Source organism: Nocardia sp. FDAARGOS_372, assembly GCF_002554515.1.
In the GTDB taxonomy this organism is placed as follows: domain Bacteria; phylum Actinomycetota; class Actinomycetes; order Mycobacteriales; family Mycobacteriaceae; genus Nocardia; species Nocardia farcinica.
Window position 1 is genome coordinate 2,633,015 of sequence record NZ_PDDW01000001.1, and the last position, 16,612, is coordinate 2,649,626.

20 protein-coding genes are annotated in these 16,612 nt (G+C 68.3%); 3 read left to right on the top strand and 17 right to left on the bottom strand.

Translation table 11 applies throughout. The annotated features are described in order from the left end of the window. Nucleotides 1–51 precede the first annotated feature (51 nt). Together CRM89_RS30090 and CRM89_RS12645 are read left to right on the top strand one after the other, a co-directional pair. Nucleotides 52–1,053: an allophanate hydrolase subunit 1 gene (locus CRM89_RS30090; RefSeq protein ID WP_060590033.1), complete on the top strand. Its 1,002-nt coding sequence runs from the start codon at nt 52–54 to the stop codon at nt 1,051–1,053. Continuing rightward, nucleotides 1,050–2,042, top strand: a complete 993-nt coding sequence (locus CRM89_RS12645) for a biotin-dependent carboxyltransferase family protein (protein ID WP_086840807.1) — start codon at nt 1,050–1,052, stop codon at nt 2,040–2,042. The genes CRM89_RS30090 and CRM89_RS12645 overlap by 4 nt, the downstream gene beginning before the upstream one ends. A gap of 42 nt (nt 2,043–2,084) precedes the next feature. Here CRM89_RS12645 and CRM89_RS12650 read toward each other — a convergent pair whose 3' ends face one another. From CRM89_RS12650 to CRM89_RS12720, 15 genes are all read right to left on the bottom strand, one after another. Beyond that, nucleotides 2,085–3,053, bottom strand: a complete 969-nt coding sequence (locus tag CRM89_RS12650; protein WP_098084075.1) for a biotin-dependent carboxyltransferase family protein — start codon at nt 3,051–3,053, stop codon at nt 2,085–2,087. Then, on the bottom strand, nt 3,043–3,921 hold the full coding sequence (locus tag CRM89_RS12655; RefSeq protein ID WP_098084076.1) for an allophanate hydrolase subunit 1: 879 nt from the start codon (nt 3,919–3,921) through the stop codon (nt 3,043–3,045). The genes CRM89_RS12650 and CRM89_RS12655 overlap by 11 nt, the downstream gene beginning before the upstream one ends. Then, a complete protein-coding gene (locus CRM89_RS12660; RefSeq protein ID WP_098084077.1) occupies nt 3,914–5,287 on the bottom strand; it encodes an acetyl/propionyl/methylcrotonyl-CoA carboxylase subunit alpha in 1,374 nt (457 codons plus the stop codon). Before CRM89_RS12660 ends, CRM89_RS12655 begins: the two co-directional genes overlap by 8 nt. A gap of 6 nt (nt 5,288–5,293) precedes the next feature. After that, entirely contained in the window at nt 5,294–5,539 is a 246-nt protein-coding gene (locus CRM89_RS12665; RefSeq protein WP_060590024.1) for an acetyl-CoA carboxylase, read from the bottom strand. Nucleotides 5,540–5,578: 39 nt separating this feature from the next. Beyond that, nucleotides 5,579–6,295 carry a 5-oxoprolinase subunit PxpA gene (locus CRM89_RS12670; protein ID WP_098084078.1) on the bottom strand — a complete coding sequence of 239 codons (717 nt, stop codon included), beginning with the start codon at nt 6,293–6,295 and terminating at the stop codon, nt 5,579–5,581. 46 nt (nt 6,296–6,341) lie between these two features. After that, the gene (locus CRM89_RS12675) at nt 6,342–6,551 is read right to left on the bottom strand and encodes a tautomerase family protein (protein ID WP_060590020.1); all 210 of its coding nucleotides are present in this window, start codon (nt 6,549–6,551) and stop codon (nt 6,342–6,344) included. A 28-nt stretch (nt 6,552–6,579) separates the two neighbouring features. Continuing rightward, nucleotides 6,580–6,915, bottom strand: coding sequence for a Rieske 2Fe-2S domain-containing protein (locus tag CRM89_RS12680; protein WP_060590018.1), 336 nt, complete (start codon nt 6,913–6,915; stop codon nt 6,580–6,582). Between the two features lie 26 nt (nt 6,916–6,941). Then, nucleotides 6,942–8,015 carry a 2Fe-2S iron-sulfur cluster-binding protein gene (locus tag CRM89_RS12685; protein ID WP_098084079.1) on the bottom strand — a complete coding sequence of 358 codons (1,074 nt, stop codon included), beginning with the start codon at nt 8,013–8,015 and terminating at the stop codon, nt 6,942–6,944. 1 nt (nt 8,016) lies between these two features. Next, entirely contained in the window at nt 8,017–9,003 is a 987-nt protein-coding gene (locus CRM89_RS12690; protein ID WP_060590016.1) for a toluene monooxygenase, read from the bottom strand. Next, complete coding sequence (locus CRM89_RS12695; RefSeq protein WP_060590014.1) at nt 9,000–9,341, bottom strand: MmoB/DmpM family protein; 342 nt, start codon at nt 9,339–9,341, stop codon at nt 9,000–9,002. The genes CRM89_RS12690 and CRM89_RS12695 overlap by 4 nt, the downstream gene beginning before the upstream one ends. Next, complete coding sequence (locus CRM89_RS12700; protein ID WP_060590012.1) at nt 9,342–9,602, bottom strand: toluene-4-monooxygenase system B family protein; 261 nt, start codon at nt 9,600–9,602, stop codon at nt 9,342–9,344. A gap of 26 nt (nt 9,603–9,628) precedes the next feature. Beyond that, nucleotides 9,629–11,125, bottom strand: coding sequence for a YHS domain-containing protein (locus tag CRM89_RS12705; protein WP_060590011.1), 1,497 nt, complete (start codon nt 11,123–11,125; stop codon nt 9,629–9,631). Nucleotides 11,126–11,172: 47 nt separating this feature from the next. Next, on the bottom strand, nt 11,173–11,904 hold the full coding sequence (locus CRM89_RS12710; RefSeq protein WP_098086975.1) for a hypothetical protein: 732 nt from the start codon (nt 11,902–11,904) through the stop codon (nt 11,173–11,175). Between the two features lie 462 nt (nt 11,905–12,366). After that, nucleotides 12,367–12,849 carry an aromatic-ring-hydroxylating dioxygenase subunit beta gene (locus CRM89_RS12715; RefSeq protein ID WP_098084080.1) on the bottom strand — a complete coding sequence of 161 codons (483 nt, stop codon included), beginning with the start codon at nt 12,847–12,849 and terminating at the stop codon, nt 12,367–12,369. Next, nucleotides 12,839–14,017, bottom strand: coding sequence for an aromatic ring-hydroxylating dioxygenase subunit alpha (locus CRM89_RS12720; RefSeq protein WP_098086976.1), 1,179 nt, complete (start codon nt 14,015–14,017; stop codon nt 12,839–12,841). Before CRM89_RS12720 ends, CRM89_RS12715 begins: the two co-directional genes overlap by 11 nt. A gap of 122 nt (nt 14,018–14,139) precedes the next feature. On the opposite strand from CRM89_RS12720, the gene CRM89_RS12725 reads away from it, so the two are divergent. Then, complete coding sequence (locus tag CRM89_RS12725; RefSeq protein WP_228821955.1) at nt 14,140–15,030, top strand: SDR family NAD(P)-dependent oxidoreductase; 891 nt, start codon at nt 14,140–14,142, stop codon at nt 15,028–15,030. A 62-nt stretch (nt 15,031–15,092) separates the two neighbouring features. Here the strand turns inward: CRM89_RS12725 and CRM89_RS12730 are convergent, their stop codons facing one another. Together CRM89_RS12730 and CRM89_RS12735 are read right to left on the bottom strand one after the other, a co-directional pair. Beyond that, nucleotides 15,093–15,689, bottom strand: a complete 597-nt coding sequence (locus CRM89_RS12730) for an NADPH-dependent FMN reductase (protein ID WP_060590004.1) — start codon at nt 15,687–15,689, stop codon at nt 15,093–15,095. A 5-nt stretch (nt 15,690–15,694) separates the two neighbouring features. Further along, on the bottom strand, nt 15,695–16,585 hold the full coding sequence (locus CRM89_RS12735) for a VOC family protein (protein ID WP_060590002.1): 891 nt from the start codon (nt 16,583–16,585) through the stop codon (nt 15,695–15,697). Between the last annotated feature and the right edge of the window lie 27 nt (nt 16,586–16,612).

Genomic DNA, 16,612 nt, shown 5'->3' on the forward strand with positions numbered 1-16,612 from the left:
ATCATTCGAGGCAGCGACCCGCCCCCGACCGGACAGATCGGACAACAGCCCATGCCCTCGTCTCCCACGATCCTGCACACGCTCCCCGCCGGACCCGAGCGGCCCGCCGTGCAGGTACGCCAAGCCGGAGACCATCAGATCCTCGTCGAGTACGGGGAGATGGAGGTGGACCTGCGCCTGAACTTCCGCGTGCACGCGCTGCGGCAGGCGCTGGCGAACGACCCCGTCGACGGGGTGCTCGAGACCGCCCCCGGCTTCCGCTCGATGATGGTGACCTTCGACCCGGCCCGGATCCCGCGGACCCGCCTGCTCGAGGAGGTGATCGCGCGCGAGCGGGCCGCGCCCGACCTGGATTCGCTGGTACTGCCGAGCCGGCGGCTGACCATGCCGATCGCCTTCGACGACGAGATGACGCGCGAGGCGGTCAAGCGCTACCGGATCACCACCCGCAACGATGCGCCCAACGTCGCCGACGGCGACAACATCGACTACATCGTGCGCTACAACGGCTTCACCAACCGGGAGGAATTCTTCGCGCGCTTCCTGGCCACCACCTGGTGGAACGCCTTCATCGGCTACTTTCCCGGCCTGCCGTCGCTGTTCGCCCTCGACCCGCTCACCCAGATCTCGGTGCCCAAGTACAACCCGGCCCGGATGTGGACCGCCGAGGGCGCCGTGGGGATCGGCGGGCCCTGTGTGGTGCTGTATCCGGTGGAGTCGCCCGGCTCGTACCAGCTGTTCGGCCGGACGCTGCCGCTGTGGAACCACGATTTCACCGGAAGCGATTGCCGCACCGCCGATTCCGCGCCGGCCACGGTCGCGGCCCGGTCGAATCTGTTCCAGGTGGGCGACCGGGTGACGTTCACGCGGGTCACCGAGAAGGAACTGCTCACCGAGCGCCTGCGGGTGTTCGAAGGCACCTACGAATACCGGATCGAGGAGGACGAATTCGTGGTCGCGGACTATCTCGACCAGGTCGGGCGGCTGGCCGGAGCGGCCGCCGCCGTCGCCGCCGAGCGCAGGGCGGCCGCGAGCCGGGTGACGGTGCCGTGAGCGCCCGCACCGCGCTCGAGATCATCGACCCGGGCCTGCAGACCACCGTGCAGGCGTGGCCGGGACGCCAGGGACTCACCTCGCTCGGCTACTTCCCCGCGGGCCCCATGGATCACCTGTCGCTGCGCGCGGCCAACGTCCTCGTCGGCAATCCGGCGGGGGCGCCTGCGCTGGAGGTGCCCAAGATCGGGATCTCGGTGGCGTTCCTGATCGACACACAGATCGCGGTCGCCGCCCCGGACGGTGCCGCGGTCCTGCTCAACGACGTCCCCGCCGCCGCGTGGGAGACGGTGGACGTGCGGGCAGGCGACGTGCTGCGCACCATCGGCGCGGGTGGCCCCGGTTTCCGGCTCTACCTGGCCGTGCGCGGCGGGATCGCGGTGCCCGAGGTCTACGGTTCGGCGGCGACCTCGCTGGTGGCGGGCATCGGCGGGGTCGAGGGCCGGGCCCTGGTCCGCGGCGACCTGCTCGCGATCAACGGCGCGGCGCCGATCCCCCGGCGCAGGCTGCCCGAGGCGATGCGGCCGCGGTTCGGCACCGAGTGGGAGATCGAGATCATCCAGGGTCCGCACGCCTGCCCGGACTACCTCACCCCCGACGACTGGGCCGAGCTGCTCGGCAGGCAGTGGCGGGTGGACCTGAACTCCGACCGGATCGCCACCCGGCTCAACCCGTACCGGTTCACCTGGGCGCGCCCGGACGGCGGCAGCGCGGGCGGGCATCCGTCGAACGTGCTCGACGACGCCTACCCGGTGGGCGGCGTGCTCGCCAACGGCGACGTGCTCACCATCCTCGGCATGGACGGCAACACCTCCGGTGGCTTCGCGGTGGTGGCGACCGTGCCGCACTGCGCGCTGTGGAAGGTCGGACAGATGCGGCCGGGCCGCGACACGATCCGCTTCCGGGAGGTGGACTACGAGGAAGCGCTCGCGCTGAACCAGCGGGTCGACTTCACGGTCGACCCGCGCCGCACGGTCCGCGTGCAGTGACGGTGCGCTGCCCGCGCCGCGGCTCGCGTCGCGGGCAGCCGGTCAGGCCAGCGCCTGGGCCAGGTCGGCGAAGCGGCCCTGCGCGTGCCGCCGGGCCCGTAGCGCTTCGTCGAGCGAGACCGCCCGCAGCCGGGTGTTCGTGCCCGGCGCCGACTGCCCGACGATGTCCATGTCGACGCTGATGACGGTGCCGACCATCGCGTAGCCACCGCCGGAGACCGCGTCGCGGTGCAGGATGATGGGCTCGGATCCGCTGGGCACCTGGATCGAACCGATGGGGTAGCCCGCGTCGACGATGTTCGAGGGATCCGATCCGGCACCGAAAGGTTGCGTACGGTCGGTGAACGTCAGTTTCGCGCCCGAGTACCGGAAGCCGGTGCGATCCGCGACCGGCGTCAGCGTCCAGACGGTGCCGAGCAACGCCTCCGTGGCCTCCTCGGTCAACCGGTAGTCGTAGAGCCCCAGGACCACCCGCAACTCCACCTCCCGCGACCAGGCCGGACGGGACCGCTCGGGGACGCGGCGGGGTACGAACGGCCCCGCCGCCGCGCCGACCGGCAGCCGGTCCCCGGCGCGCAACGGCCTGCCCTGATACCCGCCCAGTGCGCCGAGACCGTAGGTCGACCGCGACCCGAGTACTTCGGGCACGTCGAAACCGCCCGCGACCGCGATGTAGAGCCGCGCGCCCTGCTGGATGTAGCCGAACGACAGCACATCGCCCTCGGCGACCGGGAACGCCTCCCAGGCGTCGACCTCGACGCCGTTCAGCAACACCGGTGCCTGTCCGCCCGTGACGGCGACGACGCCGGGCCCGTCGAAGGCCAGCTTCGGGCCGAGATAGGGCGCCTCCAGCACGGCCGCGTCCACCGGATTGCCCACCAGCAGGTTGGCGAGCTTGGCCGAGGTCTGGTCGAGCGCGCCCGACGGCGGGATCCCCACGTTGTACCCCCCGCTTCGGCCCAGGTCCTGCACGGTGGTGGCCAAGCCGGGCTCCATGATCTCAACGTGCATCGAGAGCTCCCAGGAGGTGTTTGTTGTAGGCGACGGGGTCGGCGAGGAATTCGTTGAGCTCGAAATCGACGGGGACCGTCCGGTAGACGTTCTCGCCGCGGTCCACCGCCTCCGCCAGACGCCGGTACTCGGCCTCGTCGACGGGCCGGAACTTCACGATGTCACCCGGCCGGAACAGCACCATCGACTCGCGGAAGACGGCATGGCGCTGCTCGGGGTCGAAGATCGGCAGCGGCGTCACCCCGAACATCTGGTACCCGCCCGCGCCCTTCACCGAATAGATGCAGGCGAAGCAACCGCCGTGCCCCACCGTGAGTTTCGGTGTCTCGGTGCGCGGCCGCAGATACTTCGGCAGCTCGATCTGCTGCTCCCGCTCGACCATCTGGAACATGAACGGCAGACCGGCCACGAACCCGACCATCGACACCAGCCACGGCGCCGAGGAATGACGGTCGACGAACTCCGCCACCGATCCCAGGCCCAGTTCGGCCATCGCGTACTCGACATCGGTGCCCTCGGGGCGCTGGTGTGAGTCGCGGAACTTCGCGCCGACCTCGCGGGTCATCGGATCGTCGTACCAGACCGGGATCTCGAGCAGCCGGGTACGGATGGCCGGATGGGTCTGGCGCGCGACCTCCTCCTCGATCGCGCGCACCACGGCTTCCAACGTCGCGGGCTCGAGCCGGTCCGGGTCGAACCGGATCAGCAGCGAGGCGTTCGCCGGACAGATGTCGAGGATGCCGTCGAGGTCACGTTCGGCCAGCCGGTTGCTGATCGCCATCGCCGTGAAGTTCGCGGCCAGCGTCATCTCCTCGGCGATCTGCACGACCAGGTGCTCGTCGGCGCCCCAGGAGTAGCGGCTAGGCATCGGCGGTCTCCGTCCGTGCCTGTTCCCGCGCGGTCAGCCACCCCTCCAGCCACGTGGTGTGGTAACGGCCGGTCCGGAACTCGTCGGTGGCGAGCACGGCGGCCACGAAATCGGCCGTGGTGGTGACCCCTTCGATCACCAGCTCGTCGAGTGCGCGGCCCAGCCGGGCCAGGGCGCGCGGCCGGTCCTCGCCCCAGACGATCACCTTGGCCAGCATCGAGTCGTAGAACGGCGCCACCACCGACCCGGCCTTGAAACCGCTGTCCACCCGGACGAACGGCCCCGCGGGCAGATCGAAGCGGGTGATCGCGCCCGGACTGGGCAGGAAGTTCTGCGCCGGGTTCTCGGCGTTGATCCGCACCTCGATCGCGTGCCCGGCGGGCACCAGCTCCTCCTGCCGGAACGACAGCGGCGCCCCGGCGGCCACCCGCAGCTGTTCCCCGACCAGGTCGCGCTGGTAGATCATCTCGGTGACCGGGTGCTCGACCTGGATGCGGGTGTTCATCTCGATGAAGTAGAACTCGCCGCGCATCTCGTCGTAGAGGAACTCGACGGTGCCCGCACCGGTGTAGCCGACGCTGGCGGCCAGCTGCACGGCCGACTCGGCTATGCCCGTGCTCGCCGCCGCAGGCAGCCCCAGCTCGCCGGCCTCCTCGATGACCTTCTGCCGCCGCCGCTGCATGGAGCAGTCCCGCAGGCCCAGATGGACGAAGTTCGTGCCGTCGCCGAAGATCTGCACCTCGATGTGCCTGGCACGCGGGATGAACCGTTCCACGTACACCGCGTCGCTGCCGAAGGCCGCGCGTGCCTCGGCCTGGGCGGTGCTGATCGCCGCGGCCAGATCCTCCTGCCGTTCGACGATGCGGATGCCGCGGCCGCCGCCGCCCGCGGCCGCCTTGATGGCCAGCGGGAAGCCGGTGCGCTGGGCGATCTGCTCGGCTTCGGCCGCGTCGTGTACCTCGCCCGGCGAGCCGGGGACGGTGGGCACGCCCGCCGCCTCGGCGGACTTGCGGGCGGCGACCTTGTCGCCCATCTCCCGGATCGCGGTGGGGCTCGGGCCCACCCACACCGCGCCCGCGTCGAGCACGGCCTGCGCGAAATCGGCGTTCTCGGAAAGAAATCCGTAGCCGGGATGGACCGCGTCGGCGCCGCTTTCCCGCACGGCGTCCATGATCGCGGCCACGTTGAGGTAGCTCGCCGTGGCCGGCGCGGGTCCGACGAGCACACACTCGTCGGCGGCACGGACGTGTTCGGCGTCCTTGTCGGCCGCGCTGTAGACGGCCACGGTGGCGATGCCCTGTTCCCGGGCTGCCCGGGCGATCCGGACCGCGATCTCGCCGCGGTTGGCGATGAGTAGCTTACGCATGGCTGGTCACTTCGTTTCGATGACGGCGATGACATCGCCGGGCGAGAGAGTTCCGTTGTCTTCCACCGTGAACGACGTGAGCACCCCCGCGGCGCCCGCCTTGATCTCGGTGAACTGCTTCATGATCTCGACCAGTCCGACGGTCTGGTCGGCCTCGACCGGTGCGCCCGGCTCGACGAACCGGGGCTGGCCGGGTGCGGGCGAACGGTAGAAGATGCCGGGCAACGGCGAGAGGACGTGATGCTCGCTCACGGGAGTGCCTTTCGAGTCGGGACGGTGGGCTCCGGAATGTCACACAGCGGACAGCACATCGCGAACGGCCTGGGCGATCTCGACGGCGTTCGGGGTGTCGGAGTGGACGCAGATGGAATCGACGCGCATCGCGAACTCTTCGCCGGTCACGGCGGTCGCGATGCCGTCGACCAGTGCCTTGCGAGCCCGTTCGGTGGCTTCGGCCACGGGGGTCGCGTGCGGCCGGCGCGCGACGATGAGGCTGCCGTCGGCCCGGTAGCCCAGATCGACGTAGAACTCGGCCACGAACGGGACACCCAGGTTCTGCGCGGCCTTCTCGTGCTCGCTGTCGGCGATGCCGAAGATCGGGACCTCGTATTCGGCGGCGACGGTGGCGATCGCCTCGGCCAGTTCGGGATCACGCGAAGACATCCCGTACAGCGAGCCGTGCGCTTTGATGTGGTCGAGCGCGCCGCCCTCGGCCTTGAGGAAGGCGACCAGCGCGCCGACCTGGTATCGCACGATGTCGGCGGCCTCGTCCGGGAACAGCTTCATCTCGCGGCGGCCGAAGCCGACCAGATCGGGCAGGCCGGGATGGGCGCCGACGGTGACGCCGCCCGCCAGCGCCTTGGCGACGGTCTCGTGGATGCCGACCGGATCACCGGCGTGGAATCCACAGGCGACGTTGACGGTGTCGACGAGGCCGACGAGCCGGTCGTCGTTGCCGAAGGTGTGGATACCGAACGACTCGCCCATATCCGAATTGAGTGTGACCATGGTGTTCTCTTTCGCTGTGTGACGCCCGCGCGACGGTGGCGCGGCGTTATTCTGGGTCGTTTTCGTATTCGTAGTGATCGCAGAACAATCGGCCGTTTCGGCCCCAGTCCTCGCGGGTCACGTCGGTGAAGATGAACTGGATGGTCTCCGGCTTGCACTTGGCGATGCGCGCGATCTCCGGAGTCAGCGTCGCGACCATCTCGCGTTTCTGCTCCAGGGTGCGCCCGGGGAACCAGTCGATGCGGACGAAGGGCATGGGGCTTCTCCTCGCTGCGGGGACGGGGTCAGGAGTGGGCGACTTTCGGTGTGTCACCCGCCGGGTCGACGTAGATGTCGTCGCCGTCGATCTTCACCGGGAACTTCGCCAGCTCGGCATGGCCCGGATTCACCCCCTTGCAGGTCGGCAGATCGAACTGCCACAGATGCGCCTTGCAGGTCAGGGTGTTGCCGTCGAGTTCGCCCTCGACCAGCTCCACCTGCTGATGCGGACAGATCGCCTGGGTGGCGATCACTTCGCCGCCCGCCAGATGAGCGAGCAGGATTTCCTTGTCGCCGACCGTGAAGGACTCCATCTCGCCCTCCCACAGATCGTCGAATGTCGTCACGTGTTCGAATGCCATCGGTGATCCTCGGTTGAATCCGATCCTCAGAAGAATCGATCGAAATGAACGCGTTCGGCGGGAACCCGCCGTTCCAGGACGAGGTGGCGGACGACCGCGTCGGTCATCACCGGCGGTCCCGCCACGTAGATCTCGTGCTCGGCCAGGGTCGGCAGGTCGTAGGCCGCGACGAGTTCGTGGACGAAGCCCCGCGACCCCGACCAGCCCGCGGTGGGCTCCTCGGAGATCGCCTCCGCCAGCGCGGCATGCCGCAGTCGCGCGGCCACCTCGTCGACGAATTCCCGGGCGCACAGGTCGATTTCCCGACGCCCGCCGTAGAAGAAGTGCAGGCGGCGATCGGCGGCGTCCGGGCGGGCGGCCAGCCCCCGCGCGATCGACACCATCGGCGCCAGCCCCGATCCGCCGGCGATGCAGACCACGTCGCGCTCGGTCGGCTGCAGGTGCGCGTGCCCGTACGGCCCGTCCAGGCTGATGCGGTCGCCCACGCCGAGCCGGTCCACCAGCTGCGGCGAGACCCGCCCGCCCGGCACCCGCTTGATCTGGAACTGCCAGAGCCCGTGCGGATTCGGCAGATTCGACATCGAGTAGGCCCGTTCCCGAGGTGCCCCCGCGCCGGCACCGGTCTCCGGGGCCAGCATGGCGAACTGCCCCGGCAGGAAATCGGCGGGATCGTCGGCCAGGAAGGTGATCTCGCGCAGGTCGTGGGTCAGCTCCCGCACCGCGGTCACCACGACGGTGCGCCGGCGCGGCCGCGCGTGCCCGGCGGGCCAGTCGCCGCGAGCGGGCAGGTCGACCACGCAGTCGGTGCGCGGCACGGACCGGCAGGCGAGCAACTTGCCCTTGCGGCGGTCGCGTTCGCTCAATCCGGGCGGGTTCGGGTCCAGCTGCTCGACCTCTCCGTCGCGGAGCACGAACTTGCAGGTGCCGCAGCCACCGCTGTTGCACTCGTAGCCGGCCGCGACGCCCGCCCGGAGCGCGGCACGCAGCACGGTGTCGCCCTCCGGGCACGGGAACTCCGCACCCGCGGCGGTACGCACGGTGACGGGCAGGCCGTCACCGGGCACGGCCGCCACGCCCGCGGTCTGCTCCGAACAGCGCATCTCAGCCCCCGAGCGGCAGCTGGTTGCGGAAGGCGCGGCAGGCGGCGATCGCGGTCGCGGTGGCCTCCGGGTTGTCCGGCAGCTCGCTGCAGAAGGCGTCGATGGCGGCATCGCCCAGCGGCACCCACCGGTCCAGCCACTTGTGCAGCACCGGAACGTTGTCCGGGTTCTCGGCCATGTGCCGGACCAGTTCGATCGACCAGCGCCGGGACCGCTCGCTGTCGCGCAGCGCCGCCTCGGCCAGCAGCGCGAACAGGGTGTCGCCGTGGCGGCGGGCGCTGATCGCCTGCTGCCGGTAGAACGCCTCGTCGATGGCGGGCTTGGTGACCAGGTTGAGCGCGACGAACGACTCCGCCCAGTCCCGGGTGGCGAGCACGCACTCGGTCAGCTCCCGGAACCGCTGCCAGGCGGGCAACTCCTCCCAGTGCGCCCGTTCGGCGGCGCCGAGCCCGAGCGAGGGATGCGACTGGGCCAGTTCGGCGGTGCGGTAGGCGGTGTGCGAGAGCCAGCGCAGCTGGTCGGCGGCCTGAAACGCCGCGCAGTTGCTGATCGTGCTGGCCGGGGCCATGTGCACCAGGTACGCGCTGGCCATCTGGACCGTGTGCAGCAGATACCGGCCCGGCGCGTACAGCTTGGCCAGGCACATCACCCACTCGGTGTCGAGGCTCTTGTCGTGTTCCTCCTTGTTGTGCTGGTCCAGCAGACCCTCGACGTAGTTCTCCTGGCCGTCCTGCAGGATGTTGTAGGAGCGGTAGACGAGCTCGTCCGGATCGCGGAAGGCGTCCCAGTCCGAGTGCTGGATCGGGCTGCCGTTGCGGTAGCGCCGGTACCACTCGGCCATGTGCCCTTCGTGCGCGACGTCCCAGGGCTGTTCCTTGTCGCGCAGGTGCCAGTGCAGCTTGGTGGAGACGATCTCGTATTCGCTGGGGCGCCGCCTGCGCGCGGCCAGATGGCTCCAGGTCTTCAGCGGGCGCATCGAGGTGGTCATGCGGATTCCTCCTTGCGGGCGGTGGCGTGGGTGGCGAGATAGAACCGGACCCGCTCGGTGCCGGTTTCGATACGTCCGACGAAGGACGGCATGCTCACTTCGAGCTCACGCATCTGGAACGGCCGCCCGAGCTGTTCCTCGATCGTGGCCCGGTGCAGCACGCACTCGCCGCCGTCGACCTCGACCCGCACATACGAGCCGCGGTTGCGGATGTCGACGCGTTTGCCCTCGTTGTCGATGCGGGCGGCCTCGGCGACGGCCTCGGCGATCTCGCCCGCCTGCACGACCGGGCCGACCGGGTCGGCGATGGGGCCCGCGGCGGTGGATTCGGTGGTCATCTAAACCTCGCTGAAGTAGAACTCGACGGTGTCGGTCGGTTCGAGCCCGGTCTCGGACAGCTTCATGTCCCGGGGAAACGGCTCGGTGGCGCCTTCGGCGCGGGCGCGGATGACCTTGCCCGGCTGGTCGGCGACGTGGATGCCCACCGAATGCTCGGCAGCGGCCGCGGCGACTTCGTCGATGGTGTTCTCGCTGTCCACGGCGACGAGCTTCAGCACGAAATCGCCGTCGAACTTCGAGGAAATGGGAAACAGGGCCATGGGTTCTCCTTGGGCGATCGGTCTGCTCAGCCGGCCGCGGGCAGGCTGGTGCGGTAGTGGTCGAGCCAGGCGTAGCCGTGGGCGTCCTCGCCGCCCTCGCTCACCACCCCGAGGCCCATGTACTCCAGGACGCCCTCGAGCGTGGCGGGCTGGATCTCGCCGCCGAGGAACCGGTCGATGAGGCTCTTGTGGTGCTTGTAGCGATTCGGGTCCTGCTCGAAGATCCACTTGTCCACCTCGGAGGCGAAGTGGTACTTGCGGCCCTCGTACACGATGCTGTGGTCGCGCAGGCTCTTGCCCGGGGTGCCCACGATCGGCAGCTGCGAGACGTTGCAGGTGATCGGCAACGTGCCGGGAATCGTCTTGTCCGTGCGGCCGCTGACGAAGTTGTCGATCATGACGTCCCAGACCTTGCCGAACGTGTCGTTCCAGCCGGGGTACTTCTCCTCCAGCCAGTCCCGCTCTTCCGGGCTCACCCCGGCGGCCGGATGCCACCACAGCGTGGGCCGCCACGAGTAGGTGCCCAGGTGCTGTCCGTGGTGGTGCTCGTCGAGATCGCGCAGGAAGATGTCCCAGTACCACGGCTTGCGCAGGCCGAGATCCTCGATCGACTTGATGAACTGGGTGACGATCCACTCCTGCATGAACTCCTTGAAGGAGCTCTCGCGCACGTCCAGCGGCACGTAGTAGTCCATCGGGATGCCCGACAGGATGGTGAACAGCCGGTAGGACCGCCAGAACGAGACGTCGATGTGGTTCTGCGCCTTCTCCACCTGGCCGTGCTCGATCAGCATCTGCAACAGCGGCGTGCCCAGCTGGGCATGCCTGGCCTCGTCGGACTGGATGCTCTGGATCAGCTTGGAGAAGGTGTAGTCGCCCGCGTTGGCCGCGTCACCGGACAGGCCGATGAACTGCAGGTTGGTGAAACCGGTCTCGAACGCGAAGTTGGCGTAGATCGAGGTCTCCACCGCGTCGCGGGTCATCATGATGTCGTCGAAGTAGTGCCGGGCGCCCAGGGCCACCCAGTTGTTGGTCCACATCGTCTGGTGCGACCAGTCGAACTGGCGATCCTTGTTGATGTACTCGTGCGGGAAGTACAGCTGGATCTGGCCGTGCCGCATCTCGTCCAACATCCCGAAGGTGGCCATGTTGCGCATGCCGGGCGCCTTCGACCAGCGCACGAACCGCGATTCCTGGAGTGCGGCACCGTATTCCACGAGCGCGACCGCCGCGTAATGCTCTTTGAGGATGGAGATCCAGCCCGCGTCGGCCTTGTTGTACAGGTCGTTGCGCTCGAGCGCCGCCTTCACCGAGTACGCCCCGGCGTCCTTCTGCCGCTGGACGTCGACGTACTCGCGGTAGGAGACCTTGTAGGGCTCGTCGTAGGTGGCCCAGGCCTCGTCCGGAATCCCCGCACCGCCGCTCATCTCCGGCGGGAACAGCTCCTCGGCCGAGATGTAGGTCGGGGTCCATTCCGTGGTCCTGGCCAGGTCGTACCAGGCGCTGCGATCGAGTAGTGCCATCGGGTTGTCCTCTCGAAATACTCGGGGGTGGAAACGGATTCGCGGTCTCAGCGGCCGTGCCTGCTACCCAGCGGACCTTCCCCGCCCGGGTAGCAGAAGGTGATGTCGGGCGAGTAGAAGCCGAATGTCACGGTCAGCGGATCAGCCGGACGCAACGCGTAGACGTCGTGGGTGGGGTCGAGGAACTCGAGCGATTCGACGGTGAAACCGGGCATCATCTCCGCGACGAACGGATACCGCCCGCTGACGAACCCCTCCGCATCGCGGGTGACGTAGCGCAACTGCCCCGTCGACCGGACCGTCGGACCCGCGTCGAACCGCGCGGTCGTGCGAATGGTCGGCGTGCCGTCCAGGAAGGTGGTGGCCACGACCCCCGTCTCGGTCACCGTCAGCTCGGTGTGCCCACCCGAGGCCGGCACGCCGCGTTCGGCGGCATAGCGGTTCATCGCCTCGGAGCTGTTGAAGTAGTGCGTCCACCAGCGCGCGGGCACACCCGCCTCGGTGTCGAGATCGGCCAGGTCGACCCCGAGATAGGTGAGCGAATAGGCCCCGAAGGAGTCGACCGCGGCCGCGCCGTTGGAGGTCTGCATCGGGTCGTCGACGACGTACTGGTTGAGATAGCAGGCCCGGTCCTCGCGCGGCGTCAGCCCGGCGGGCACCAGCTTCGCCACGGCCTCCGGGTCGGCCGGCAGCCACACCAGGTAGAGCATCCGGCTGTTCGCGATGAGCTGAGGAGCGTGCAGAGCACTGGTCGAACCAGCAGGTGAAGCGCTGTTCATGAACATTCCTGCCTGTGCGGTGGATCACGGTGGGCAAAGAATGTGTCACGAGCCACTGCGCCGTATGTGCGCATCGTGGACAACTTCACTGCACGACTTGGACAAGTCGGCGAAAGGGCAGGTCACGAGGCCCGCGAGGGATGGTGCGACGGCGGTTCCGGCCGCGTCGGTGCTCGGCTTGACCGCGGTGGCGTACGCCGGATACCGCCTGCTCGGCGGAGCCACGGAAGCCGCGGCGCACATCGCCGCGGGGTCGCGAGTTCCGCTGCGACCCGTACCGGTGGGTCGCACGGGAGCCCGTCCGTACCGGGGCGCGGATCGACGCCCCCGTCCGTCGGATCAGTGCAGAAGGAGCGGCGTTCGGATCGGCGCCGACGGGGAGTTCCGGGGGTCGGCTGCGGGGCGCTGGACGAACGCCCCGCAGCCACCGGGGAAGGAGGACCCCGCGATCGCGGGGGGAACCTACAGCGGATAGACCAGGTATCGCGCCGGCATACTGTCCAGGCGAACCGACCGCTCGGCGAAGAGCGGCCGGCCGGCCGACAGATCGATGACGTCCTCGTAATAGCCGGCGGCGAGCAGCCCCGCGAGAGCGTCGTTTTCGGTATAGCTCACCTGGAAGTTCGCCCGGACGCTCCACCTGTCGGCGTCGAGGCGGATCGCCCGGGTCCGCTGGGTGACGTGGCGGGTACGGTACGGCTCGATCGTCCCGGCCCAGACCTCGGTGATGAACTTCACCCGGTCGAGCACGCGAGCGCGGTTGTCGTCGTACATATACGCCAGTGGTAGTCCGCGACGCAGATTGTCGAGAGTGTGCACGGTGTAGGAGCATTCGGTGGCGAACAGGTCCGGCCACTGCTCCCAGTCCTGTTCGTCCAGCACGTCGTTGTACCGGCCGAGCAACTCGTCGACGGCCCGGATCTCCTGGTCGGTCTCAGTGATCAAAACCCATCACCTTCCGGTAGTAGGCCCAGCCGACGGTGTTGCCGATCTCGTCGTTCTGGGTGGCGTCCTCGGGGCGGCCGTCCACGCCTTTGACGAAACGCGCCAGCGTGCCGTCACGTGCCGTCCGCTGCTGTCGGTTGAAGACCGCGGCATCCTCGATGGTGATGAATCCGCTGGGCCCCAGGAGGTTCGAAGCCTGGCGAACCCGGTGCTCGCGATACTCCTCGGTGTCGTCGACATGGCCGAAGAACGCGTAGTCGACCTCGGTCCGATCGACGCCGCGTGGCCGCGCGAAACGCACATTGATGGTGTCGACGTGCTTGGTCATCACCGTGACCGGTCGTAGCGCGACGACTCTGGCGCGGTCGTCGTCGCCGCGGAACTGCACGACGCTGGGATCCGCGAGGTAGCCGTTGTCGACGTACGGCGTGCTCTGATACCCCACCGAGAAGTGTCCGACCGGCTGGGTGATCCGCACATCGCCTTTACCGCCCTGCCATCCGAGGATGCGGAACCCGGTGTGCAACAACGGCGCGTGGTAGAAGTCATTGTCGAAGTAGGTCTTCCAGTTCGCCTGGTAGACGACCTTCTGGTACCCCAGCAGGGTGAGGTTGCCGTCGTCGAGCAGGCAGTCGCGGACCGGCTCGGCGCACTCACCGAGGAATGCCTCCAGCAGCGGGGTGTCCGGGTGCCGGGTCACGAAGATCAGCCCCGCCAGTTCGGCGACCCGCAGTTCCGGCAGCCCGTAGTCCTTCCGGTCGAAATCCGACCGGAACTCCCGCTCGCCGGGCGCGCCGCAGAACTCGCCGTCGCTGTTGAACAGCCACCGGTGGTACGGGCACTGGAACTCGGTCGCCACGCCGGTCGCACGCTGCTCGAGCAGCGTGCCACGGTGGGTGCACGTGTTCACGAACGCCCTGATCCGGTCCTGAGCCCCGCGGCTGACGATCACGGGTATCTCACCGAGCCAGGTCGTCTTGAAGCTGTTGGCCTCGGGCAGTTCGGCGCGGTGGGCGACCGGGTGCCAGTAGGGACCGTAGAAGATCCGCTCCAACTCCTGCCGATAGACGAGTTCGTCGGAGAATATCTCTTTCGGCAGATCGAGCGGATTGGTGAATTTCGCGGCGATCGCCGCACGCACCCTTTCGTACTCGACTGCTTCTGCCATTTCGGTGACGTGCGCCATGCGTGGCCTCCACATCGATGTGCTGACGGGCGCCGCAGGTCGGGTGCGGAGACCACGAACGAAGCCGCCCTGATGATTCCGGCACACGGAACATTTCGGTGCCGATGCCGGAAATTCTATGGTTCTATTCCGTCCGGGTCAACCCCGAATGGTCCGAAATATATTGTGCCGCATGCCGGAAAGGTTCGATTGACATGAAATCCACGACTACTGGTTCACCCTTGGCGGGGCGCACCGCATTGATCACGGCCGCGGGCGCGGGAATCGGCAGCGCGATCGCCCTCGAATGGGCGGGCCGGGGCGGCACGGTGGTGGCGGTGGACCTCGACCCGGCGGCCGCCGAGGCGACGGCTCGGCGAGTCGGCCTGCTCGGTGGCCGAGCAGCCGCGGTCGGCGTCGACGTCACCGATCCGGATGCGATTCCCGCGATGCTCAGCACCGCCCTCGACGCGTTCGGGCGGGTGGATGCGCTGTTCAACGTGGCGGGCGGCAGTCTGCCCCGGCGCGTGGACGAGATGACCGACAGCGATTGGTACCGGATGATCGACCTCAACATGACCTCGGTGTATCGCTGTTCCAAGCTGGTCGTTCCCGAGCTCCGCCGGGCCGGCGGCGGCAGCATCGTCAACATCTCCTCCACCGCGGGCCTGCTCGCCGAGAACCGCTGCGCGGCCTACAGCGCGGCGAAAGGAGGGGTGCTGCTGCTCACGAAGAACATGGCGATGGACTACGCGGCGGACCGTATCCGCGTCAACGCCGTATGCCCCGGGAGCACGATGACGCCCCGCATACGCGACTACCTCGAACGGGTCCCCGGCCACGAGGCGATGATCGACGAACTCTGCCCCATGCGACGTTTCGCCGAACCCGAGGAAATCGCACGACCGGCGGTTTTCCTGGCCTCCGACGACGCGAGTTATATCACCGGCGCGGTTCTCGCAGTCGACGGCGGGCTCACCGCGGGAAAACACTTCGCGATATTCGAGGATGCCTGACAGCAGAATTCGCCTCGGCATCCGATTTCTCGGAGGCCGAGGCGATCTTCCGGGCCGGACCGCTATTCCGGATTCCCGATCGTGCCGGCTTCGGCGGTCGAATACGCGGCGCTCATGGCGCATACCTCTCGGCCGACCGTGCGCAGTTGGAAGGCGACAGGCTCCGCAGGCGGCTGCCCGTAGGTGATCCGGGTCGCCGCGGAATTGATCGCGGCACCCAATGGTGTGGGCCAGCCGCGCAGGGCATGCACGATGCTGCGCAACGTCTGGAGTGTGGTCACCGCCGCCTGCCAGCCGTACGCCGTGCTGACACAGCCGACCGCGCGACCCGACAGATACGGTTTACCGTCGTCCCGCAGTTCCTCGACGTAGTCCAGTGCGTTCTTCACGAGACCGGAGACCGAGCCGTGGTATCCGGGCGAGGCGATGATCACTCCGTCCGCCCTGCGCAACGCCTCGATCAACTGTCGCGCCTCGTCACCCGGCGGCCGGTCCGGGTCGTACATCGGCAGGCGCGCGAGCGCTCCGCCGCCGAACACGGCGGTGCGGGCGCCGTTGGCCTGCGCCGCGTCGAGAGCCAGGCGTAGCGCGGTTTCGGTCGACGACGCCGGCCGCAACGTTCCGCCGAGTCCGACGACGAACGGTGAGGTGGTCGGCATCGTCCTCACACCATCTTCATCAGGCCGTGATGACCCCAGGCGAAACCCGATCCGAGAACGTAGTTCTCGGTCGTCCACGTCTCGGGGTCGACCATCCGCGGTCCCCAGCCGTACTCGAAATGCCACCCCGAGGGGTTGCCGAAGTAGAACGAGAAGACGTGGTCGTTCTGATGACGCCCGGTCGAGGTCGAGGTGATGCCACGCTCGGCGCACAGGTCGTAGCTGACCCCGACGTCGTCGATGCTGACCGTCTCGAACATCACGTGCTGGATGCGGCGGGTAGCCGTGGGGATGTTCATGAACGCCAGCGAGTGGTGCCGCGCGTTGCAGTGCAGGAACACCGCGAACGGCCCGACCTCGGGAATGTGCGCGAAGTCGCTGACACCGAAACCCAGTACGTGCGAATAGAATTCGGCTGCACCAGCGATGTCGGAGGCATAGAGGACGACGTGCCCCATTCCCATGTCACCGGTGTTGAACCCGGCGATGTCGCGCGTGGGCCGGAATTTCGGCAGGAACAGTTTCTCGTGCCCGAGCACCAGCTCCATCCGCACCCCGGAATAGGGGCAGATGAAGTAGACGAACTCCATCACCCGACGGTCGGCCGCCTCAGCGGCCGAGCCCGCGGTGACCGCGACGCCCGCGGCATCCAGTCGTGCCGCCGCAGCGTCGAGAGCGCTCTTGGAAGCCACGTCCCAGCCCACGTAGGCGACATCGTCGTCATGGCCGGCCCGAACACCGAGTCGGTGGTGCCGGTCATCGGCTCGGATGTAGAGCAGGCTGTCAGAACTGTCGCGCGAAACCTCCAGTCCGAGCACCTCCGTCGCATATTGTTTCCATGCCGAGACATCGCTGGACGTCCCGACGACATAACTGAGTTGGCTGACAGCCGCCATGGATCCACTACTTTCCGGGAGACAAGG